Below are 16,778 nucleotides of genomic sequence, written 5' to 3'. Positions count from 1 at the left end.
GACGGGGACGCGTCCGCACCGGTACGGTTGGCCCCGATGAACACCAAGGCTGCTGAGGAGCTGCCGGCTGTTTCCGTGATCATGCCGGTGCTCAACGAGGAACGTCACCTGCGCACGGCGGTCCGCCGCATCCTGGACCAGGAGTATCCCGGGCCGATGGAGGTGGTGATCGCCCTCGGCCCCTCCACCGACCGCACCGCGGAGATCGCGGCCGAGCTGGTGGCCGAGGACCCGCGGGTGCGGACGGTGGCGAACCCCACCGGCCGGACGCCGGCCGGGCTGAACGCCGCGATCCGGGGCTCACGGCACCCGATAGTCGTGCGCGTGGACGGCCACGGCCTGCTCACCCCCGGCTACATCACCACGGCGGTCCGGCTGCTCGGCGAGATGGAGGCGGCCAACGTCGGCGGCATCATGCACGCCGAGGGCGAGACCGAGTGGGAGCACGCGGTCGCCGCCGCGATGACCTCCAAGATCGGCGTCGGGAACGCGGCCTTCCACACCGGCGGCCTGGCCGGCCCGGCGGACACCGTCTACCTCGGGGTGTTCCGGCGCGAGGTGCTGGAGAAGCTCGGCGGCTACAACGAGGAGTTCATCCGCGCCCAGGACTGGGAGCTGAACTACCGGATCCGCCAGGACGGCGGCCTGGTCTGGTTCACCCCGCAGCTCAAGGTGACGTACCGGCCCCGCCCCTCGGTGCGGGCGCTGGCCAAGCAGTACAAGGACTACGGCCGCTGGCGCCGGGTGGTCACCCGCTACCACCGCGGCTCGGTCAACATGCGCTACCTCGCCCCGCCGGCCGCGCTGGCGGCGGTCGTCCTCGGGCTGGTGCTCGGCGCCGCCGTCCACCCGGCCTTCCTGGCGGTGCCCGGCGCGTACCTGATGGGCATCCTCGGCGGCGCCGCGGTCGAAGGCCGCGGGCTGTCGTTCAAGGCCAGGGCGCTGCTGCCGGTGGCCTTCGCGACCATGCACCTCAGCTGGGGCTTCGGCTTCCTGACCTCTCCGCGCTCGCTGGCCCGAAGAGTGATCGCCAGCGTCGGCCCGTCCTCCAAGGACGTGCTCTCGAAGACGGGTTGATCCCGGGGCGCGCCTGACACGCCCTGGCGTCCGCTGATTCGTCTCGGCAGCCCGCGGTGCCGTGCGGCGCCGCTATCGTCGGTGCGCATGGCGACAGTTGAGGACGGGGCGGGTGCGGCCCGGATCGAGCCGAGCGCGGACGTCGACGAACGGGCCGCGATCGGTGCCGGGACGGCGGTCTGGCACCTCGCCCAGGTCCGCGAGGACGCGGTGGTCGGTGCGGACTGCGTGATCGGCCGCGGCGCGTACGTCGGCCCCGGCGTGCGGATCGGGGACCGGGTCAAGGTGCAGAACCACGCGCTGGTGTACGAGCCGGCGGTGGTCGAGGACGGGGTGTTCATCGGCCCGGCCGCCGTCCTCACCAATGACCGGTACCCCCGCGCGGTCACTCCCGAGGGCCGCCCCAAGGGCCAACACGACTGGCGGGCCGAGGGGGTGACGCTCAGTCAGGGCTGCTCGATCGGCGGCCGTGCGGTGCTGGTCGCCGGGGTGACGGTCGGCCGCTGGGCGCTGGTCGCGGCCGGCGCGGTGGTGCACCGGGACGTCCCGGACTTCGCGCTGGTCGCCGGTGTCCCGGCCCGCCGGATCGGCTGGGTCGGCCGGGCCGGCGAGCCGCTGCGGCCCACCGGGGACGGCGGCTGGCAGTGCCCCCGGACCTCCGAGCGGTACCGCGAGGAGGGCGGAACCCTCCTGCCCGGCTAGCTACTTGGCGCAGACGTCGGTGTCGTCCGCCTGGACCCGCTGGAGGTCCTCGGGCGCCTCGGTGGGCACCGCCGACGGGTTGGCGGCGGCCAGCACGTCCTTGCCGAGCACCAGCAGCAGCCCGCCCTTCGGGTCCGACTTCGCGGCCGGCCGGACGGCGTCGCCGGGCAGGCCGAGGGCGGCGGCCAGGGCCTGGGCCTCGGCCTCCCGGCCGGACGGGTAGGACACCGTGGTGGTCTCGGCGGGCGGTGCGTCGCTGCCCACCACGGCCTTGTCGAAGCCCTTCGCCCGGAGCTTCTCCACGGTCGGCCCGGACTGTCCGCGGGTGCCGCTGCCGTTGCGCACCGTCAGCTGGACGCCCTTGCCGGAGACCGGCGGGGTGGTGGCGGCCGGGGCGGGCGGCGGGGTCGCGGCGCCGGTGGCCGGGGCCTCGGCGGCGGGCGGGGCGCCCGGCGGGGCGGCGGTCTCGGTCAGCGAGCGGTCGGCCGCGACCATCGCGAACAGCTGCCCGGCGTCCGGCTGCTTGAGGATCACCCGGTTCTCGTCCTTGGGGTCGTCCAGGACGGGCGCGGTGGTGAAGGTGATGTTCTTGGTGTCCACCTTGCTGATGTCCAGCGCGAGGTCCTTGAGCTTGTCCACGCTGCCGATGCCGGAGTCCACGGTGAGTGCCTTGGTGGCGGCGTCCGCGAGCTTGTAGAGCTTGGTCGGGCTGGTCAGGGTGTCGTCGCTCTTGATCTTGCGGATCATCGAGCTGATGAACTGCTGCTGGAGCGGGATCCGGGTGAGGTCGCCGCCCTGGCCGACCGCGTGCCGGGTGCGGACGAAGGCCAGCGCCTCCTCGCCCTGGACCACGTGCCGGCCCTTGGTCATCTTGAGGTGGGAGCCGGAGTCGTTGATGTCCTTGGCCGCGCAGACCTCGACCCCGCCGACGGCGGTGGACAGGGTCTTCACCGCCTCGAAGTTGACCTGCACGAAGTGGTCGACCCGGATCCCGGTGTTCTTCTCGACGGTCTTCCAGGTGCAGCCCGCGTCGCGCCCCTCCTGGCCGAGGCTGTTGTTGAACTCCTCCCGCGCCGAGCCCTGGATCTTCTTCCCCTGGGCGTTCTGGCACTCCGGGATCGGCAGCATCAGGTCGCGCGGGAGGCTGATCACCGTCGCGTTGGTGCGGTCCTTGGCGATGTGGAACAGCAGCGTGGTGTCGGCGTGCCCGGTGCTGCCCTCGTCGCCGTACTCCCGGCCGAGGCCCTCCCGGCTGTCCGTGCCGATCACCAGGATGTTCAGCGCGTCCCCGGCGGCCGGGGGCCGCTCGGACTCGTCGCCCAGCTGGACCTTGACCGAGGTCAGGTTGTCGTTGAAGTGCCGGTACAGGTAGTACGCTCCGCCGCAGCCCGCCACCATCACCAGGGCGCCCGCCCCGGCCGTCCACTTGAGCGCCCGTCGGCGCCGGCTGCGCTTGGCGAGCGCGGCCGCCCGCCGCCGGCTGTCCCGGCGGCCCTCGGGGGCCGGTGCCGCCGGTGCCTCGACGGCCCGCCGGCGCTGCCGGGGGACGCCGGGAGCCGGGTCGACCCGGTACCGGCCGCCTTCCGGTTGCTCCTCGTGCACGGGGGTTCCCTACCTTCGACCGGTCACGGCTGCGGACCGCCCGTACGGACGGGCCGATCCGGACACACTAGACGAGCCGAACGGGGGAGTCGTTCCCGGTGTGATCTCCGCCATGTTCCGGCAGGGCGGGGATAAATACCGCTCGTGGCCGAGCAATTGCGGAAACGTCCGGATCGGCCGACGGGGCCGGACCGGGGTGCGCCGGCGCGGTCGGGGGTCGGCGGTTCAGTGCGGGGCGCAGGCGTCCACGTCGGCGGTGCGTCCCTCGAAGGTGGGCGCGGCGCTCGCGGAGGGTGACGCGGTCGCCGTCGCCGAGGCCGTCACCGCCGCCGCCACCTCGGCCGTCGGACCCGCCCCCGGGGACGGGGACGGGCCCGACGAGGGCGAGGACCCGGGCGGCCGGACGGCGACCGGCCGGTCGTCCCGCAACGCCGCGAACAACTGGCCGGTCTGCGGCTGCACGAACTCGTCCCGGTCCGAGTCGTAGCGGTACGGGCGGCGCGGCGCGGTCAGGAAGACCACGTCCGCCGAGGGGACGCCGCGCAGGTCCTGGGTGAGGTCGTACAGCGCGCCGAGCGAGGACAGCCCGCCGTCCGCCCGCACCGAGGAGGTCGCGGCGTCCAGCACCGGCCACAGCTTCGCCGGGTTCAGCAGCACGCCCTGCGACTGCGCCTTGCGGATCAGCGCGGCCAGGAACTGCTGCTGGCGGCCCATGCGTTGGGTGTCGCTGCCGTCGCCCAGGCTCTCCCGGGCCCGGACGTAGCCGAGCGCCTGCTCGCCGTGCAGGGTCTGCCGGCCGGCGGGCAGGTCGAGCCTGGCGTCCTTGTCGTGGATCGGCTGCGGCACGCACACCTCGACCCCGCCGATCGCGTCCACCATCGTCTTGAAGCCGCTGAAGTCGAGGATCACGTAGTGGTCGATCCGGATGCCGCTCAGCTTCTCGACGGTCCGGATCGAGCAGGCCGGACCGCCCGTCTCGAAGGCCCGGTTGAACTGCATCAGCGCGGGCTTGCTGCGGCTGCCGTCCGGCTTCTCGCAGGCGGGGACGGAGACCATGACGTCGCGCGGCACCGAGACCGCCGTCGCGTGCCTGCGGTCGGCGGCCAGGTGCAGCAGGATCGTGGTGTCCGAGCGCTCGGTGCCGCTCCCACCGCCGTACGAGGCGTTCGCGCCGGAGCGGTCGTCGCTGCCGATCAGCAGGATGTTCTCGGCGCCCCGCGCCCCGGCGGTGCGGCTCGGCCGCTCGGCCTCCAGCCGGGCGAGCAGCCGGTCGGTGGCCGAGTCGGTGCGGATGTTGCCGTCCAGCTTGCGGTAGGCGATCCAGAGCAGCGCGCCGGCGGCGACCAGCAGGAACGCGACGGCGCCGGCGGTGATCATCAACCACCGCCGGCGCCGTCGCGGGCGTCCGGCCCCGTCGGGAGGGGTGTCGGTCGGCGGATCGTCCTGTGCGGGGCCGTTCGCCGGGGGAGTGCCGGTCGGGGGGTGCGCGGTGTCGTCCTCGGCCATGGCAGCGATCCCTACCCGCCGGGCCCGCGCCGGGCGTTAGCCGAGGCGCAGTGTCACCCGTTCGGATTCCGTCCGCTTCTCCCACTGCCCGGCGTCCAGCGCCTGCGAATTGCGGCACAGCACCACCGAGGCACCGGCCGCCAGCGGCGCCAGCAGACCGGCCTCCAGACCGGCCCAGTCGTCGTACGCGAGGGTGGACAGGACGCGGTCACCGGGCTTCAGGCCGAGCCGCGCCGCGCCCTCCCGGGCCAGCGCCACGGTCTGCTCGCCCGTCAGCTTCAGCGGCAGCCCGTCCACCGCGGTCTCCAGCGCCTGCCCGTCCGGGGCGACGGGGGAGTACGGCGCGAAGCGGTCGCCCTGGCCGGGCACCTCGGCGGCGTAGTCCAGGAACCCTTCCGGACGCTGCGGGAAGCGGCCGCCGAGCGGGCGCAGGGCGAGCGCGACCCGCTCGCCCTCGCAGGCCTGGGCGGCCTCCAGCCCGTCCGGGCCGCTGACCACCAGGTCGGCGGCGGCCGGGTCACCGCTCGGGACCGCCGCCACCCCGACCGACCAGCAGGCCAGCAGCCAGACGGCGCTCTGCCAGTGGGCGGGCAGCAGCAGCGCCGCCCGGTCACCGGGGCCGGCGTTCAGCTCGTCCTGGAGGAGGTTGGCGGTCTTGGCGACCCAGTTGTCGAAGGTGCGGGCGGAGAGCTCCACCCGTTCGCCGGTGGCGTCGTCGTAGAAGGTGACCAGCGGGGCCGCGGGATCGACCGAAGGGGTGCCGCCGCGCAGGAATGCGTGCAGCAGCTCGACGGGGGTGCGGGCATCGGCAGCGAAAGGCGCAGTCATGGTGCGCCCCAGCCTACGGCCTTCGGGTGGGAGGCCGGGAGGGGCGGCCGAACGGGCGCGGAGCGGCGTGGCGGGCGGTCCGGTTTGCGGCGACGATCCGGTTTATGCGCCTCTCACTCCCGGCCGCCCTGCTCGCCGGATGCACCGCCGCCCTCCTGCTCCAACCCGCCGCCACCGCGACCCCCTCGCCGACGCCGCAGCGCCGCGAGTTCGCCGGCGGCGGCTCGACCACCACCCTCCCGCTGCCCGCCGGGACCGGCCTCGCCGCGCGCGGCACCCGACCGTTCGAACTCCTCGGCCTGGGCTGGGACGGCCCGGCGGACGCCCTCGCCGGGGCGGTGGTCCGGGTCCGCACCCGGGACGCCGCCACCGGCCGCTGGAGTGCCTGGCACCGGCTGGAGGCCGGTCCCGACCACCCGGCGCACGGCGCCACCGCCCCGCTCTGGACCGGCCGCAGCGACGGCGTCGCGGTGGAGGTCCGGCCCGGGCCCGCCGGAGTCCCGGCCGGGCTGCGGCTCGACCTGGTCGACCCGGGGAACGGGGCCGCCCCGGCGGGCGTGCGGACCCTGCCCGCGGAGCCGCCGACCGGGCCGTCGACGGACCCGCCGACGGCCTCGCCGACTGACCCGCCGACGGCCTCGCCGATTGACCCGCCGACGGCCTCGCCGACGGATCCGCCCGCCAACCCGCCGACGGACCCGCCGACCGGGCCTCCCGTGAATCCGCCGACGGCCTCGCCGACGGATCCGCCGACCGGGCCTCCCGCCAACCCGCTGACGGACCCGCCGACCGGGCCTCCCGTGAATCCGCCGACGGACCCGACAACCGGGTCACCGACGGAGTCGCCCGCGGACCCGCCGACGGGGCCGTCCACCGAGCCGGGGCCCAAGGGCCAGGCTCCGCGCCCGACGATCGTCACCCGGGCCGGCTGGGGGGCCGACGAGTCACTGCGCGAGCGGGACTTCGTGTACACCGGCCCGGTCCGCGAGGTCTTCGTCCACCACACCGACACCGCCACGGACTACGCCTGCGCCGACGCCCCCCGGGTGATCCGGGCGATCTACCAGTACCACGTGAAGACCAACGGCTGGCGGGACATCGGCTACAACTTCCTGGTCGACCGCTGCGGCACCGTCTACGAGGGCCGGGCGGGCGGCGTCGAGCGGCCCGTCCAGGGCGCCCACACCCTCGGCTTCAACGCCGACTCCTCCGGCATCGCCGCGCTCGGCACCTACGTCGACGGCCGGCCGCCCCAGCCGCTCGTCGACGGCCTCGCCGCGCTCGCCGCCTGGAAGCTCGGCCTCGAAGCCCAACCCGCCGACGGCCGTACCAAGCTCACCTCCTCCTCGGGCGCCAGCCGCTACCCCAGGGGCAGCGTCGTCGAGTTCGACGCCGTCTCCGGACACCGTGACGCCGTCGCCACCGAGTGCCCGGGCAACGCCCTCTACGCCCTGCTCCCCGCCCTGCGCACCGCGGCCGCCCTCCTCCAGAGCCGCTGACCCCTCGCCGCGTCCGGCCGGTGCCGCCCCGGGCCCGTCCGACCCCGCGCGTATCGTTCATGTCCGGAGGCGACGCGGGAGGCGACAGCGGTGGAAGCGGTACGGCGCTGGCGCCCGGGCTTCCCGCTGGACGTGGCCCGCACCCTGCTCCCGCTGCGCCGGGGCCCCGCCGATCCGGCGTACCGCAGCACCGGTGACGGCGCCGTCTGGCGCGCCTCCCGCACCCCGGCCGGCATCGGCACCCTGCGGGTGCTGCCGCGTCCGGCCGCCGGCGAGGTCGAGGCGAGCGCCTGGGGCCCGGGCGCGGACTGGCTCCTCGACCGCCTCCCCACCCTGCTCGGCGCCGACGACGCCCCGGAGGCGCTGGTCCTGCCGCCCGGCCCGCTGCGGGACGCCCAGCGCCGTACCGCCGGGGTCCGGCTGGCCAGGACCGGTCTGGTGCTGGAGTCGCTGGTCCCGGCGATCCTGGAGCAGAAGGTCACCACCGACGAGGCCTACCGCGCCTGGCGCACCCTGCTGCGGGACTTCGGCACCCCGGCGCCGGGCCCGGCCGAGGGCATGCGGGTGGCACCGTCGGCCCGCGAGTGGGCGCTGGTGCCGAGCTGGGAGTGGCACCGGGCGGGCGTGGACCCGAAGCGCTCGGCGACGATCATGCGCGCGGTCCGGCTGGCGCCGCGGCTGGAGGAGGCCTCGGCGATGGGCCACGAGGAGGCCTTCGCCCGCCTCACCGCCGTCCCGGGCATCGGGGTCTGGACGGCCGCCGAGACCCTGCAGCGCAGCAACGGCGATCCGGACGCGGTCTCGGTCGGGGACTTCCACCTGCCCGATCTGGTCGGCTGGGCCCTGGCCGGCCGCCCCCGCAGCGACGACGCCCAGATGCTGGCGCTGCTGGAGCCCTACCGTCCCCAGCGCCACCGCGTCTGCCGCCTGCTGCTGGCCACCGGCGTCCACGCCCCCCGCTACGGCGCGCGCCTGACCCCCAACGACCACCGCCGCCGCTGACCCGGAAACCCCTCCTGGTGTACACGTTCATGTGTACGCTTGAGTCATGACCGACGCGCTGAACATCCGGGAACTGCGGGCACGCCTTGCGGAGGTGGTCACCCAGGCCGAGGCCGGCGAGATCACCGTGATCACGCGCAAGGGCGAGCGCGTCGGAGCGGTCGTGCCGATCGAGATTCTCGACGCCATAGAGGATGCGGCGGATGAACTCGCCGCGCGTGAGGCGCGGAAGCACCTGGACGATCCGACCGTCACCATGGCCGAGCTGCTGGCGGACTTGTTCGGATCGCCCGCGGACTCCGCCGGGAGCGCTGCGTGAAGTACGCCTTCGGCTTCACCTCGCATGCCCGGCGCCAGCTGCGCGGGATCGGTCGGCTTGAGGTGATGCGTATCCTCACCGCCCTCACCGAGCTGGGGGACGACCCGTTCGTCGACGGACCCGACGTCAAGAAGCTGGCCGGCAACGATGACCTCTACCGGCTCAGGGTCGGTGATTTCCGGGTGATCTATCAGGTGCGCGGCGACGTGTTGGTGATCCTCGTCGTTCACGTCGGCAATCGCCGGGACGTCTACCGCGGTCTCTGAGCATCCCTACCGCACCGCGATGAAGGCGTCGGCGCCGCGCTCCGGGCGGGCCTTCGGCGGCTCGGCGGGGCGGCCGACGGCGACGGCGCCCATCGGGTCCCAGTCGTCCGGGAGGTCCAGCGCCTCGCGCACGGTGTCGCGGCAGAACATGGTGGACGAGACCCAGGCGGAGCCGTAGCCCTCGCCGGTGAGCGCGACCAGCAGGTTCTGCACGGCGGCGCCGACGGCGACGGTGAACATCTCCCGTTCGGCGGTGGCCCGGCGCGGGTCGGGGTAGTCGTGCGAGCCGTCCGTCACCAGGCAGGGCACCACCAGGTAGGGGGCGTCGCGCAGGACGTTGCCGCGGGCGGTGCGCCGGGCGATCCTCGCCTCGTCCCAGCCGTCGAGTTCGCGCAGGTCGCGCTGCCAGGCGGCGAGCATCGCGTCGAGCAGCCGCACCCGGGTGTCCGCCGACTCCAGCAGCACGAACCGCCACGGCGTGGTGTGGTGCGGGGCGGGCGCGGTGACGGCGGCGGCGACGGCGCGGCGGACGGCGGCCGGGTCGACCGGTTCCGCGGTGAAGGAGCGGACGGTGCGCCGCAGGGTGACGGCCTGCCGCAGCGCCTCGGAGGTGCCGAGCCGGAACATGTCGTCGACGGAGGGCCGGACCAGCGGCCGGACGCCCTCGCCGTCCTCGGCGGTGACGAGGTGCCCGAGTCCGCGCACGACCGCCACCGGGACGCCGGTGGCCTTGCCCTTCACCAGGTCGGCGGCGGCGGCGAGTTCGTCGGCCGTCGCGGTGACGGTCATCTCCAGCCGGTTGCCGTGGCTGTCGGTGCGGCCCCGGTGGTCCTCCAGGACGGAGAGGCCCGCGGCGCCGATCGCGACGTCGGTCAGCCCGTTGCGCCAGGGCCGTCCGAAGGTGTCGGTGACGACGACGGCGAGCCGGCGGCCGGTGAGCTGCTGGAGCCGGGCCCGCAGCGCCCGCGCGGAGGCGTCCGGGTCCTCGGGCAGCAGCAGTACGGTGCCGGGGGCGGTGTTGGAGGCGTCGACCCCGGCGGCGGCCATGATGAAGCCGTTGCGGTTCTCCACGATCCGGATCGGTCCGCGCCGGGCGACCAGTCGGACGGTCTCGGCGTCGATCGCGTCCTCGCGGTCGGTGGCGTGCAGCAGCCGGTCCTCGGCCTTGCTGACGATCTTCGAGGTGACCAGCAGGATGTCGCCGTCCTGGTACGTCCCCGCCTTGGCGATGAGCTCGCCCAGGTCCGCCCCCGCCTCGATCTCGGGGATGCCGCCGACTCCGAGGACCTCCAGCGTCACTTCCGCACCTGCTCCGCCAGCGCCAGCGCGGTGCGCGCCATCTCGGCGGTGGCCTCGATGTCGGTCATCAGCAGCGGGACGGCCCGGCAGGCGATCCCGGCGGCCTCGACGGCGGCCACCGAGGCCTCGTCGGCGCTGTCGACCAGCCACCCGTCGAGAAGGCCCGCCCCTCGCCCGTCGCCGCTCTCGCCCGGGCCGCTTGGCAGCGCCGCCCTGCTGCCGTAGTTCAGCGCGACCGCCTCCGCGGTGGCCTCGACGCCGACGGCGGCGAGCACCTTGTCGGCCATGCCGCGCACCGGCGCCCCGCCGATGATCGGGGAGAGCCCGACGACGGGCGCGGGCGCGGCGGCGACCGCCTCCCGGATGCCGGGGACGGCGAGGATGGTGCCGATCGAGACCACCGGGTTGGACGGCGGGAAGAGGATGACGTCCGCCCCGGCGATCGCCTCCAGCACGCCGGGCGCGGGCTTGGCGGTGTCCGCGCCGACCGCGACGACCGCCTCGGCGTCCACCGCGGCGTGCAGCTTGACCCAGTACTCCTGGAAGTGGATCGCCCGGGTGCCCTGCTCGTCGGTGATCCGCACGTGGGTCTCGACCCGGTCGTCGCTCATCGGCAGCAGCCGCACGCCCGGCTTCCAGCGCACGCACAGCGCCTCGGTGACCTGGGTGAGGCTGTACCCGGCGGTGAGCATCTGGCTGCGCACGAGGTGGGTGGCGAAGTCCCGGTCGCCGAGCCCGAACCACTCGGGGCCGACGCCGTACGCCTTCATCTCGGCCTTGATGGACCAGGTCTCGTCGGTCCGGCCCCAGCCCTGTTCCTCGTGGATGCCGCCGCCGAGGGTGTACATCACGGTGTCGAGGTCGGGGCAGACCTTGAGGCCGTAGAGGTGGATGTCGTCGCCGGTGTTGCCGATGACGGTGATCTCGTCCTGCGGTCCGACCGCCGCGCGGAGTCCGCGCAGGAAGCGCGCCCCGCCGATTCCGCCTGCCAGTGCCACGATGCGCATGGGACTCATCCTGCCACGGTCGGACCCTCCGTCAGCCCGGGATCAGTGCGACCCGGCCTGTGCCTGCTGCTCGGGGTGCTGCTCGGGGACGGCGGCGGCGCCGTACTGGTTCATCTCGGTCAGGCCCGGGGTGTAGAGGTGGATGGAGACGGCGGGTTCGAGCGCGCCGTTGACGACCTCGTGCAGGTAGCCGGAGGAGAACACGCGCTGCCCGCCGGGCCGCAGGGCGCGGGCGCCCTCGCCCGCGTGCGTGAGGGAGCGCTCGATCAGCTCGCCCTTGACGACGCTCATCACGCCGGAGGACTCGCCGTGGTCGTGGAAGCCGCTGGACTGGCCGGGCAGCCAGCTGAGCAGCCAGACCTCGTAGCCGGGGCCGGTCTCCAGCCGGGCGTACCAGCGGGTCAGCGCGTCGTAGCGGACGAGCGGCTCCCAACGGGTGCGGTCGGCGGCGATCTCGCGCACCAGCCGGGCGTACCCGGCGACGGTGGTGGGGTGGGCCGGCAGGTCGGTGCGGGCCAGGTGCGGGAAGGCGAGCGGGTCGCCGGCGATGGAGACGTCGCTGAGGCCGTCGGCCCACTGGCGGGTCCGGGTGCCGGCGGGGGCGGTGGCGGGGCCGCGGTGGGCGAGCTTGTTGCGGTCGCGGTTCCGCTTGCGGATGCGGATCATGCGCACGGGAGTCGTCCTCGGAGGAGTCGGCCGGTTCGTGGGATCGGCCGGATCCGGATGTCCTGGGACGGGAATCGCGGGCGGCCTCTGTGCTTCCTGGGGGCGGCGCGCGGTGGGACGCGGGCGCCTAGATACAGCAGGAACAGAGGCGACAACAAGAGTTCACGGCACGGCGGAGGGTGGAACCGCTCCGGGGGCTGGCGAACTCTGACATAGAAGCAAGGACACCGCATCCGCGAGGGCGGTGTCAAACCAAAGGATGCGGCATTCGAGGGGGTTAGGTCCGGATCTTTCCCTGATGGGGTGATTCATCACTCTCTATGTTTCGATGGGAAGATCGCCGGGAAGGCAACCCGATGACCGGCCTGTGGCGGTGACCGGGCGTCACCTGCTGAATGGTTGCGGATGGTTCGGCACTGTTCAGGACCTTGAGGCAGAAGGTCCGATGTGTCCGGATATGTACACTATTCGTAACGGCTTGGTGCCAGGGAGTGAATCCCGGCCCCAATACCAGAGCTCGGCTTGACTGGGCCAGAGTGACGCAACTGTAATTTCACTCGTGTCGTCGGCCGCACGAGGCAACGGCAACCACGGGGACGCCAAGTAGGGGCAGAGGAGGCGCGCCACATGAGCGAGCTCTTTGAGCTGTTGATCGGGGACGGCATCGCGGAGGACGAGGAGGAACTCGGCTGGCAGGAGCGCGCGTTGTGCGCCCAGACCGACCCCGAGTCCTTCTTTCCCGAGAAGGGCGGCTCGACCCGCGAGGCCAAGAAGGTCTGCCTCGCCTGCGAGGTCCGCTCCGAGTGCCTGGAGTACGCGCTCGCCAATGACGAGCGCTTCGGCATCTGGGGCGGTCTCTCCGAGCGCGAGCGCCGCCGGCTCAAGAAGAGCGCGGTCTGACGGGCGGCCCCGACCCTCGCTGACCCTTCGACAGCGACGGACAGCCGCACAGCCGTACGGGCGCCTCACCGCGATGGTGGGGCGCTTTCGTGTTCCCGGGGCCCCCTTCACGGTCTCCGCACGCACACCCCGGACGAAGCGGCCACCCGGAGCCGTTAGTGTGGTGCGCCATCCGGTTGCCGTTCACCGGCTGTGTCCACCGAGAACTGGGGCCCGCGCACGCGATGACCGTCTACAGCCACCAGAGCGGCTCCACCGCTTCCCGGCCGCCCGCCTACCCGCGCCACCTGGTCACCGCCGTGATCGTCTCGCACGACGGCGCCCGCTGGCTGCCGCAGGCCATGGCCGGCCTGCTCGGTCAGGACCGCCAGGTCCAGCGGATCCTCGCCGTCGACACCGGATCCACCGACAACTCTCCGCAACTGCTCGCCGACACCCTCGCCGACTGGCTGCCGGACAGCGGCCCGCTGGTCCTCGGCCGCCGGGCCGGCTTCGGCACCGCCGTCGCCGAGGCCGTGTCGAGCAGCGCGCCCCTGCGACCGGAAGACCTGCCGTACCGGCTCGACCCGTCCGGCTACGACCCGGTCACCGGCGGCTGGGACGACTTCGGCGACCCGCTCGCCCAGGAGGACGACCTCGGCCGCGGCGGCCCCCGCGAGACCCGGCCGGTCGAATGGCTCTGGCTGCTGCACGACGACTGCGAACCGCAGACCGACGCGCTGCGCCGGCTGCTCCAGGTCGCCGACTCCACCTCCAGCGCCGCCGTGGTCGGCCCCAAGCTGCGCAGCTGGTACGACCGCCGCCAGCTGCTGGAGGTCGGCGTCACCATCGCCCACTCCGGCCGCCGCTGGACCGGCCTGGACCGCCGCGAGCAGGACCAGGGCCAGCACGACCAGGTCCGCCCGGTGCTCGCCGTCTCCAGCGCGGGCATGCTGGTGCGCCGGGACGTCTTCGAGGAGCTCGGCGGCTTCGACAGGGCCCTCCCGCTGATGCGGGACGACACCGACTTCTGCTGGCGGGTCAACGCCGCCGGCCACCGCGTGGTGGTCGCCCCCGACGCCGTGCTGCGGCACGCCGAGGCGTCCTCCCGCGAGCGCCGCGCGATCGACTGCGGCCCCTCCCACCCGCACCGGGTGGACAAGGCCGGCGCGGTCTACACCCTGCTCACCAACTGCAAGGGCGCGCTCTTCCCCTACGTCCTGCTGCGGCTGGTGCTCGGCACCCTGCTGCGGGCCGTCACCAACCTGCTCGGCAAGGACCCGCGCCAGGCCTTCGACGAACTCGCCGGCCTCGGCCACGAACTCGTCCGCTTCCCACGGCTGTTGGCCGCGCGCAAGCGCCGTGCCCGGTCCCGGGCGGCGGACGCCCTGGACGACCGCACGCTCTTCCCGGCCCCCGGCGCCACCACCCGGCTGGCGGTCGAGGGCGTCGTCGGCTCGCTCGGGATAGGGGGCGGCGACGACAGCGGCCGGCACGGCTCGGCCGAGGCCGGCGGCGACGAGGACGCCGAGGACCTGGTCGTCGAGCAGTTCGCGCTGCTCAAGAAGCTCGCCCGGCGCCCGGCGCCGGTGCTGTTCGCGGCCGTGCTGGTGTTCGCCCTGATCGCCTGCCGCGGCCTGTTCGGCAGCGGCGAGCTGTTCGGCGGCGCCCTGCTGCCCGCGGCCGACGGGGCCGGCGGCCTCTGGTCGATGTACGCGGACGCCTGGCACCCGGTCGGCACCGGCTCCACCGCCGCCGCGCCGCCGTACCTCGGCGTGCTGGCCGTGCTCTCCTGGCTGCTCTTCGACCACGCCGACCTCGCGCTCACCCTGATCGTGGTGCTCGCCGTCCCGCTGGCCGCGGTCAGCGCCTACCTGGTGTCCCGGCCGCTGCTGGACTCCAAGGTGGTCCGCGCCTGGGCCAGCGCCACCTACGCGCTGCTGCCCGCCGCGACCGGCGCGCTCGCCCAGGGCCGGATCGGCACCGCCGTGCTCGCCGTGCTGCTGCCGCCGCTGGCCCGCGCCGCCGCCATCGCGGCCGGCCTCGGCATCCGGGACGAGAGCGCCGCCAAGGGCGCCCGCCCGGGCTGGCGCCCGGTCTGGATGGCCGTCCTGCTGCTCACCCTGGCCACCGCCTTCGTCCCGCTGACCTGGGCGCTCGCGGTGCCGCTCTGCCTGGCGATGCTGGTCGTCGCGGTGCTGCGCGGCGGCGCCTTCGGCTCCGGTGGCGCGGCGCTGCGCCTGCTCGGCCTGCGCGTCCTGGTGATCCTGACGGTGCCCGTCGTGGTGCTGGCGCCGTGGTCGCTCGCGGTGCTGTCGCACCCGCAGCGGCTGCTGCTGGAGGCCGGGCTGCCCGGCCTGCACGGCAGCGGCGCGAGCGCGGCCGGTCTGCTGCTGGTCAACCCGGGCGGCGCCGGGGTGCCGCCGATCTGGCTCTCGGCGGGTGTCGTGCTCGCCGCGCTGGCCGCGCTGCTGCGCGCCGACCGCCGCCGCGCGGTCCTCGTCGCCTGGGGTGCGGCCGGTGCCGGCCTGGTCTTCTCGGTCGCGGTGGCGGGCACCTCCGTCACCCCGGCCTCCGGCGGCCCGGCGGTGCCCGCCTGGGCCGGTCCGGCCACCCTGATCGCCGGCATCGCCCTGCTGGCCGCCGCCGCGATCGGCGCCGACGGCGCCAACGCCCGCGTGGCCGGGATCGCCTTCGGCTGGCGCCAGCCGGTGGCCGCCCTGGTGGTGGCCACGGCCGTGCTGGCGCCGCTGGGCACCGGCCTGTGGTGGGCGCTGACCGGCGCCGGCGGCCCGCTGCACCGCGGCCAGGCCGACCAGGTCCCCGCGTTCATCGCCGAGGAGGCCGGCACCACCGACCGGGCCCGCACCCTGGTCGTCACCGGGGAGAAGAGCGGCGGCGCGGTCCGCTACACCGTGCTGCGCGGCGCCGGGCTGACGCTCGGCCAGGCCGAGTCCACCGTCGACCCGGCGACCGGCACCCAGGACGGCCTGAACAAGATGGTCGGCAGCCTGCTGGCCGGGTCCGGTGCCGACCAGGCGAGCGCGCTGGCCGGTTACGGCATCGCCTACGTGCTGGTCCAGCAGCCGGTGATCGACGTCTTCAAGGACGTTCTGGACACCACCCCCGGCCTGGTCAAGGCCAACCAGGACGGCGCCGCCGCGCTCTGGCAGGTCAACGGCACCCCCGCGGTCCGCGCGGTGATCACCGCCCCGGGCGCCAACCCGGTGGTCGTCCCGTCCGGGGCCCGCGACCTGTCCGCCACCGTCCCGGCCGGTCCGGACGGCCGGGTGCTGCGGCTCGCCGAGTCCGCCGCCACGGAGTGGAAGGCCACCGTGGACGGCACCGCGCTGGAGCCCACCACGGTCGACGGCTGGGCGCAGGGCTTCAAGCTCCCGGCCGCCGGCGGCAAGCTGACCGTCACCCGGGAGGGCGGAGCCGCCCACACCGGCTGGATCTGGGCCCAGGTGCTGCTCGGCCTCACCATCCTCGTGCTGGCCCTGCCCGGCCGCCGCAGCCACAAGGACGACGACCTGCCCGAGGAGGCCGTCGCCGCCGCCGCGCTGGCCGCCGCCGCCCAGGCGCAGGCCCCCGCCCCCGGCAGCCGCCGGGCCCGCCGGATGGCCGAGCGCGGCGAGGGCGGCGAGGGCGCGGACGGCGCCGAGGGCGGTGCCGACGAGTCCGGGGTGTACGACCGGCCGGGCGCGATCCCGGCGCGGCCCGCCGGCGAGCCGGTGACCGGAGCCGTCCAGGCGGCCGCCGCCATCCAGGACGCCGAGCAGTACACCGACCCGTACCAGGCGTACCAGCAGGCCGACCCGTACAGCTACGACCAGTACGCGGCCCAGCAGCCGGTCGCCGCGCCGTACGGCGGCCAGGGCTACGACGCCCACGGCTACGAGAACCACGGGTACGACGGCACCCGGCCGCAGGGCTACGAGCAGCCGTACCAGCCCGAACAGCAGCAGCCGTACGGCTACGACGCCCACGGGTACGACGGCCACCAGCAGCAGCCGGAGCAGCAGCCCTGGCTGCCGGGCCAGCAGCAGGGCGAGCCCTACTACGACCCGAACGACCCCAACGGCCCCGGCCGGTACCCGCACCAGCACGGATCGGGGAGCTGACC

At 74.7% G+C, this 16,778-nt stretch carries 14 protein-coding genes; 8 read left to right on the top strand and 6 right to left on the bottom strand.

Going from position 1 to position 16,778, the window contains the following annotated elements:
- The first annotated feature begins 36 nt into the window (after window positions 1–36).
- Both ACZ6EM_RS36990 and ACZ6EM_RS36985 read left to right on the top strand, forming a co-directional pair.
- Window positions 37–1,077, top strand: coding sequence for a glycosyltransferase family 2 protein (locus tag ACZ6EM_RS36990; RefSeq protein ID WP_359910112.1), 1,041 nt, complete (start codon window positions 37–39; stop codon window positions 1,075–1,077).
- Between the two features lie 87 nt (window positions 1,078–1,164).
- The gene (locus ACZ6EM_RS36985; protein ID WP_465774343.1) at window positions 1,165–1,779 is read left to right on the top strand and encodes an acyltransferase; all 615 of its coding nucleotides are present in this window, start codon (window positions 1,165–1,167) and stop codon (window positions 1,777–1,779) included.
- Here the strand turns inward: ACZ6EM_RS36985 and ACZ6EM_RS36980 are convergent, their stop codons facing one another.
- The 3 genes from ACZ6EM_RS36980 to ACZ6EM_RS36970 all read right to left on the bottom strand — a co-directional run bounded on the left by ACZ6EM_RS36980 (window position 1,780) and on the right by ACZ6EM_RS36970 (window position 5,715).
- Window positions 1,780–3,381 carry an LCP family protein gene (locus ACZ6EM_RS36980; protein WP_465774342.1) on the bottom strand — a complete coding sequence of 534 codons (1,602 nt, stop codon included), beginning with the start codon at window positions 3,379–3,381 and terminating at the stop codon, window positions 1,780–1,782.
- A gap of 225 nt (window positions 3,382–3,606) precedes the next feature.
- Window positions 3,607–4,887 (bottom strand): LCP family protein, encoded by a 1,281-nt coding sequence (locus tag ACZ6EM_RS36975; protein WP_465774341.1) that lies wholly within the window; start codon window positions 4,885–4,887, stop codon window positions 3,607–3,609.
- Window positions 4,888–4,923: 36 nt separating this feature from the next.
- Window positions 4,924–5,715: a TIGR03089 family protein gene (locus tag ACZ6EM_RS36970; RefSeq protein ID WP_401043776.1), complete on the bottom strand. Its 792-nt coding sequence runs from the start codon at window positions 5,713–5,715 to the stop codon at window positions 4,924–4,926.
- A gap of 104 nt (window positions 5,716–5,819) precedes the next feature.
- On the opposite strand from ACZ6EM_RS36970, the gene ACZ6EM_RS36965 reads away from it, so the two are divergent.
- The 4 genes from ACZ6EM_RS36965 (at window position 5,820) to ACZ6EM_RS36950 (ending at window position 8,801) form a co-directional block, all read left to right on the top strand.
- Window positions 5,820–7,214: a peptidoglycan recognition protein family protein gene (locus ACZ6EM_RS36965; RefSeq protein ID WP_465774340.1), complete on the top strand. Its 1,395-nt coding sequence runs from the start codon at window positions 5,820–5,822 to the stop codon at window positions 7,212–7,214.
- Between the two features lie 90 nt (window positions 7,215–7,304).
- Window positions 7,305–8,216 carry a DNA-3-methyladenine glycosylase family protein gene (locus ACZ6EM_RS36960; RefSeq protein WP_401043770.1) on the top strand — a complete coding sequence of 304 codons (912 nt, stop codon included), beginning with the start codon at window positions 7,305–7,307 and terminating at the stop codon, window positions 8,214–8,216.
- A gap of 46 nt (window positions 8,217–8,262) precedes the next feature.
- Window positions 8,263–8,535, top strand: coding sequence for a type II toxin-antitoxin system Phd/YefM family antitoxin (locus ACZ6EM_RS36955; RefSeq protein WP_401043767.1), 273 nt, complete (start codon window positions 8,263–8,265; stop codon window positions 8,533–8,535).
- Window positions 8,532–8,801, top strand: coding sequence for a type II toxin-antitoxin system RelE family toxin (locus tag ACZ6EM_RS36950; protein WP_401043764.1), 270 nt, complete (start codon window positions 8,532–8,534; stop codon window positions 8,799–8,801). The genes ACZ6EM_RS36955 and ACZ6EM_RS36950 overlap by 4 nt, the downstream gene beginning before the upstream one ends.
- Window positions 8,802–8,807: 6 nt before the next feature.
- Here the strand turns inward: ACZ6EM_RS36950 and ACZ6EM_RS36945 are convergent, their stop codons facing one another.
- The 3 genes from ACZ6EM_RS36945 to ACZ6EM_RS36935 are packed head-to-tail and all read right to left on the bottom strand — an operon-like array spanning window position 8,808 to window position 11,779.
- On the bottom strand, window positions 8,808–10,100 hold the full coding sequence (locus ACZ6EM_RS36945; protein WP_401043761.1) for a coenzyme F420-0:L-glutamate ligase: 1,293 nt from the start codon (window positions 10,098–10,100) through the stop codon (window positions 8,808–8,810).
- Window positions 10,097–11,107, bottom strand: a complete 1,011-nt coding sequence (gene cofD, locus ACZ6EM_RS36940) for a 2-phospho-L-lactate transferase (RefSeq protein ID WP_401043759.1) — start codon at window positions 11,105–11,107, stop codon at window positions 10,097–10,099. The genes ACZ6EM_RS36945 and cofD overlap by 4 nt, the downstream gene beginning before the upstream one ends.
- Before the next feature lie 42 nt (window positions 11,108–11,149).
- Window positions 11,150–11,779 carry a cysteine dioxygenase gene (locus ACZ6EM_RS36935; RefSeq protein WP_401043756.1) on the bottom strand — a complete coding sequence of 210 codons (630 nt, stop codon included), beginning with the start codon at window positions 11,777–11,779 and terminating at the stop codon, window positions 11,150–11,152.
- 621 nt (window positions 11,780–12,400) lie between these two features.
- Here ACZ6EM_RS36935 and ACZ6EM_RS36930 point away from each other — a divergent pair.
- Both ACZ6EM_RS36930 and ACZ6EM_RS36925 read left to right on the top strand, forming a co-directional pair.
- The gene (locus ACZ6EM_RS36930) at window positions 12,401–12,673 is read left to right on the top strand and encodes a WhiB family transcriptional regulator (RefSeq protein ID WP_030062195.1); all 273 of its coding nucleotides are present in this window, start codon (window positions 12,401–12,403) and stop codon (window positions 12,671–12,673) included.
- A 224-nt stretch (window positions 12,674–12,897) separates the two neighbouring features.
- Window positions 12,898–16,776 (top strand): glycosyltransferase family 2 protein, encoded by a 3,879-nt coding sequence (locus ACZ6EM_RS36925; RefSeq protein WP_465774339.1) that lies wholly within the window; start codon window positions 12,898–12,900, stop codon window positions 16,774–16,776.
- The last annotated feature ends 2 nt before the right edge of the window (window positions 16,777–16,778 follow it).

It is taken from the genome of Kitasatospora sp. NPDC041917 (assembly GCF_055589745.1).
Note: the sequence above shows the minus strand (reverse complement) of the source record. Positions and strands in the feature narration are given on the sequence as shown.

What these genes read in the sequence shown, in the direction of transcription:
- ACZ6EM_RS36990 (WP_359910112.1), top strand. Translation starts at nt 37, where the DNA reads ATGAACACCAAGGCTGCTGAGGAGCTGCCGGCTGTTTCCGTGATCATG.
- ACZ6EM_RS36985 (WP_465774343.1), top strand. Translation starts at nt 1,165, where the DNA reads ATGGCGACAGTTGAGGACGGGGCGGGTGCGGCCCGGATCGAGCCGAGC.
- ACZ6EM_RS36975 (WP_465774341.1), bottom strand. Translation starts at nt 4,887, where the DNA reads ATGGCCGAGGACGACACCGCGCACCCCCCGACCGGCACTCCCCCGGCG.
- ACZ6EM_RS36970 (WP_401043776.1), bottom strand. Translation starts at nt 5,715, where the DNA reads ATGACTGCGCCTTTCGCTGCCGATGCCCGCACCCCCGTCGAGCTGCTG.
- ACZ6EM_RS36965 (WP_465774340.1), top strand. Translation starts at nt 5,820, where the DNA reads ATGCGCCTCTCACTCCCGGCCGCCCTGCTCGCCGGATGCACCGCCGCC.
- ACZ6EM_RS36955 (WP_401043767.1), top strand. Translation starts at nt 8,263, where the DNA reads ATGACCGACGCGCTGAACATCCGGGAACTGCGGGCACGCCTTGCGGAG.
- cofD (WP_401043759.1), bottom strand. Translation starts at nt 11,107, where the DNA reads ATGCGCATCGTGGCACTGGCAGGCGGAATCGGCGGGGCGCGCTTCCTG.
- ACZ6EM_RS36930 (WP_030062195.1), top strand. Translation starts at nt 12,401, where the DNA reads ATGAGCGAGCTCTTTGAGCTGTTGATCGGGGACGGCATCGCGGAGGAC.
- ACZ6EM_RS36925 (WP_465774339.1), top strand. Translation starts at nt 12,898, where the DNA reads ATGACCGTCTACAGCCACCAGAGCGGCTCCACCGCTTCCCGGCCGCCC.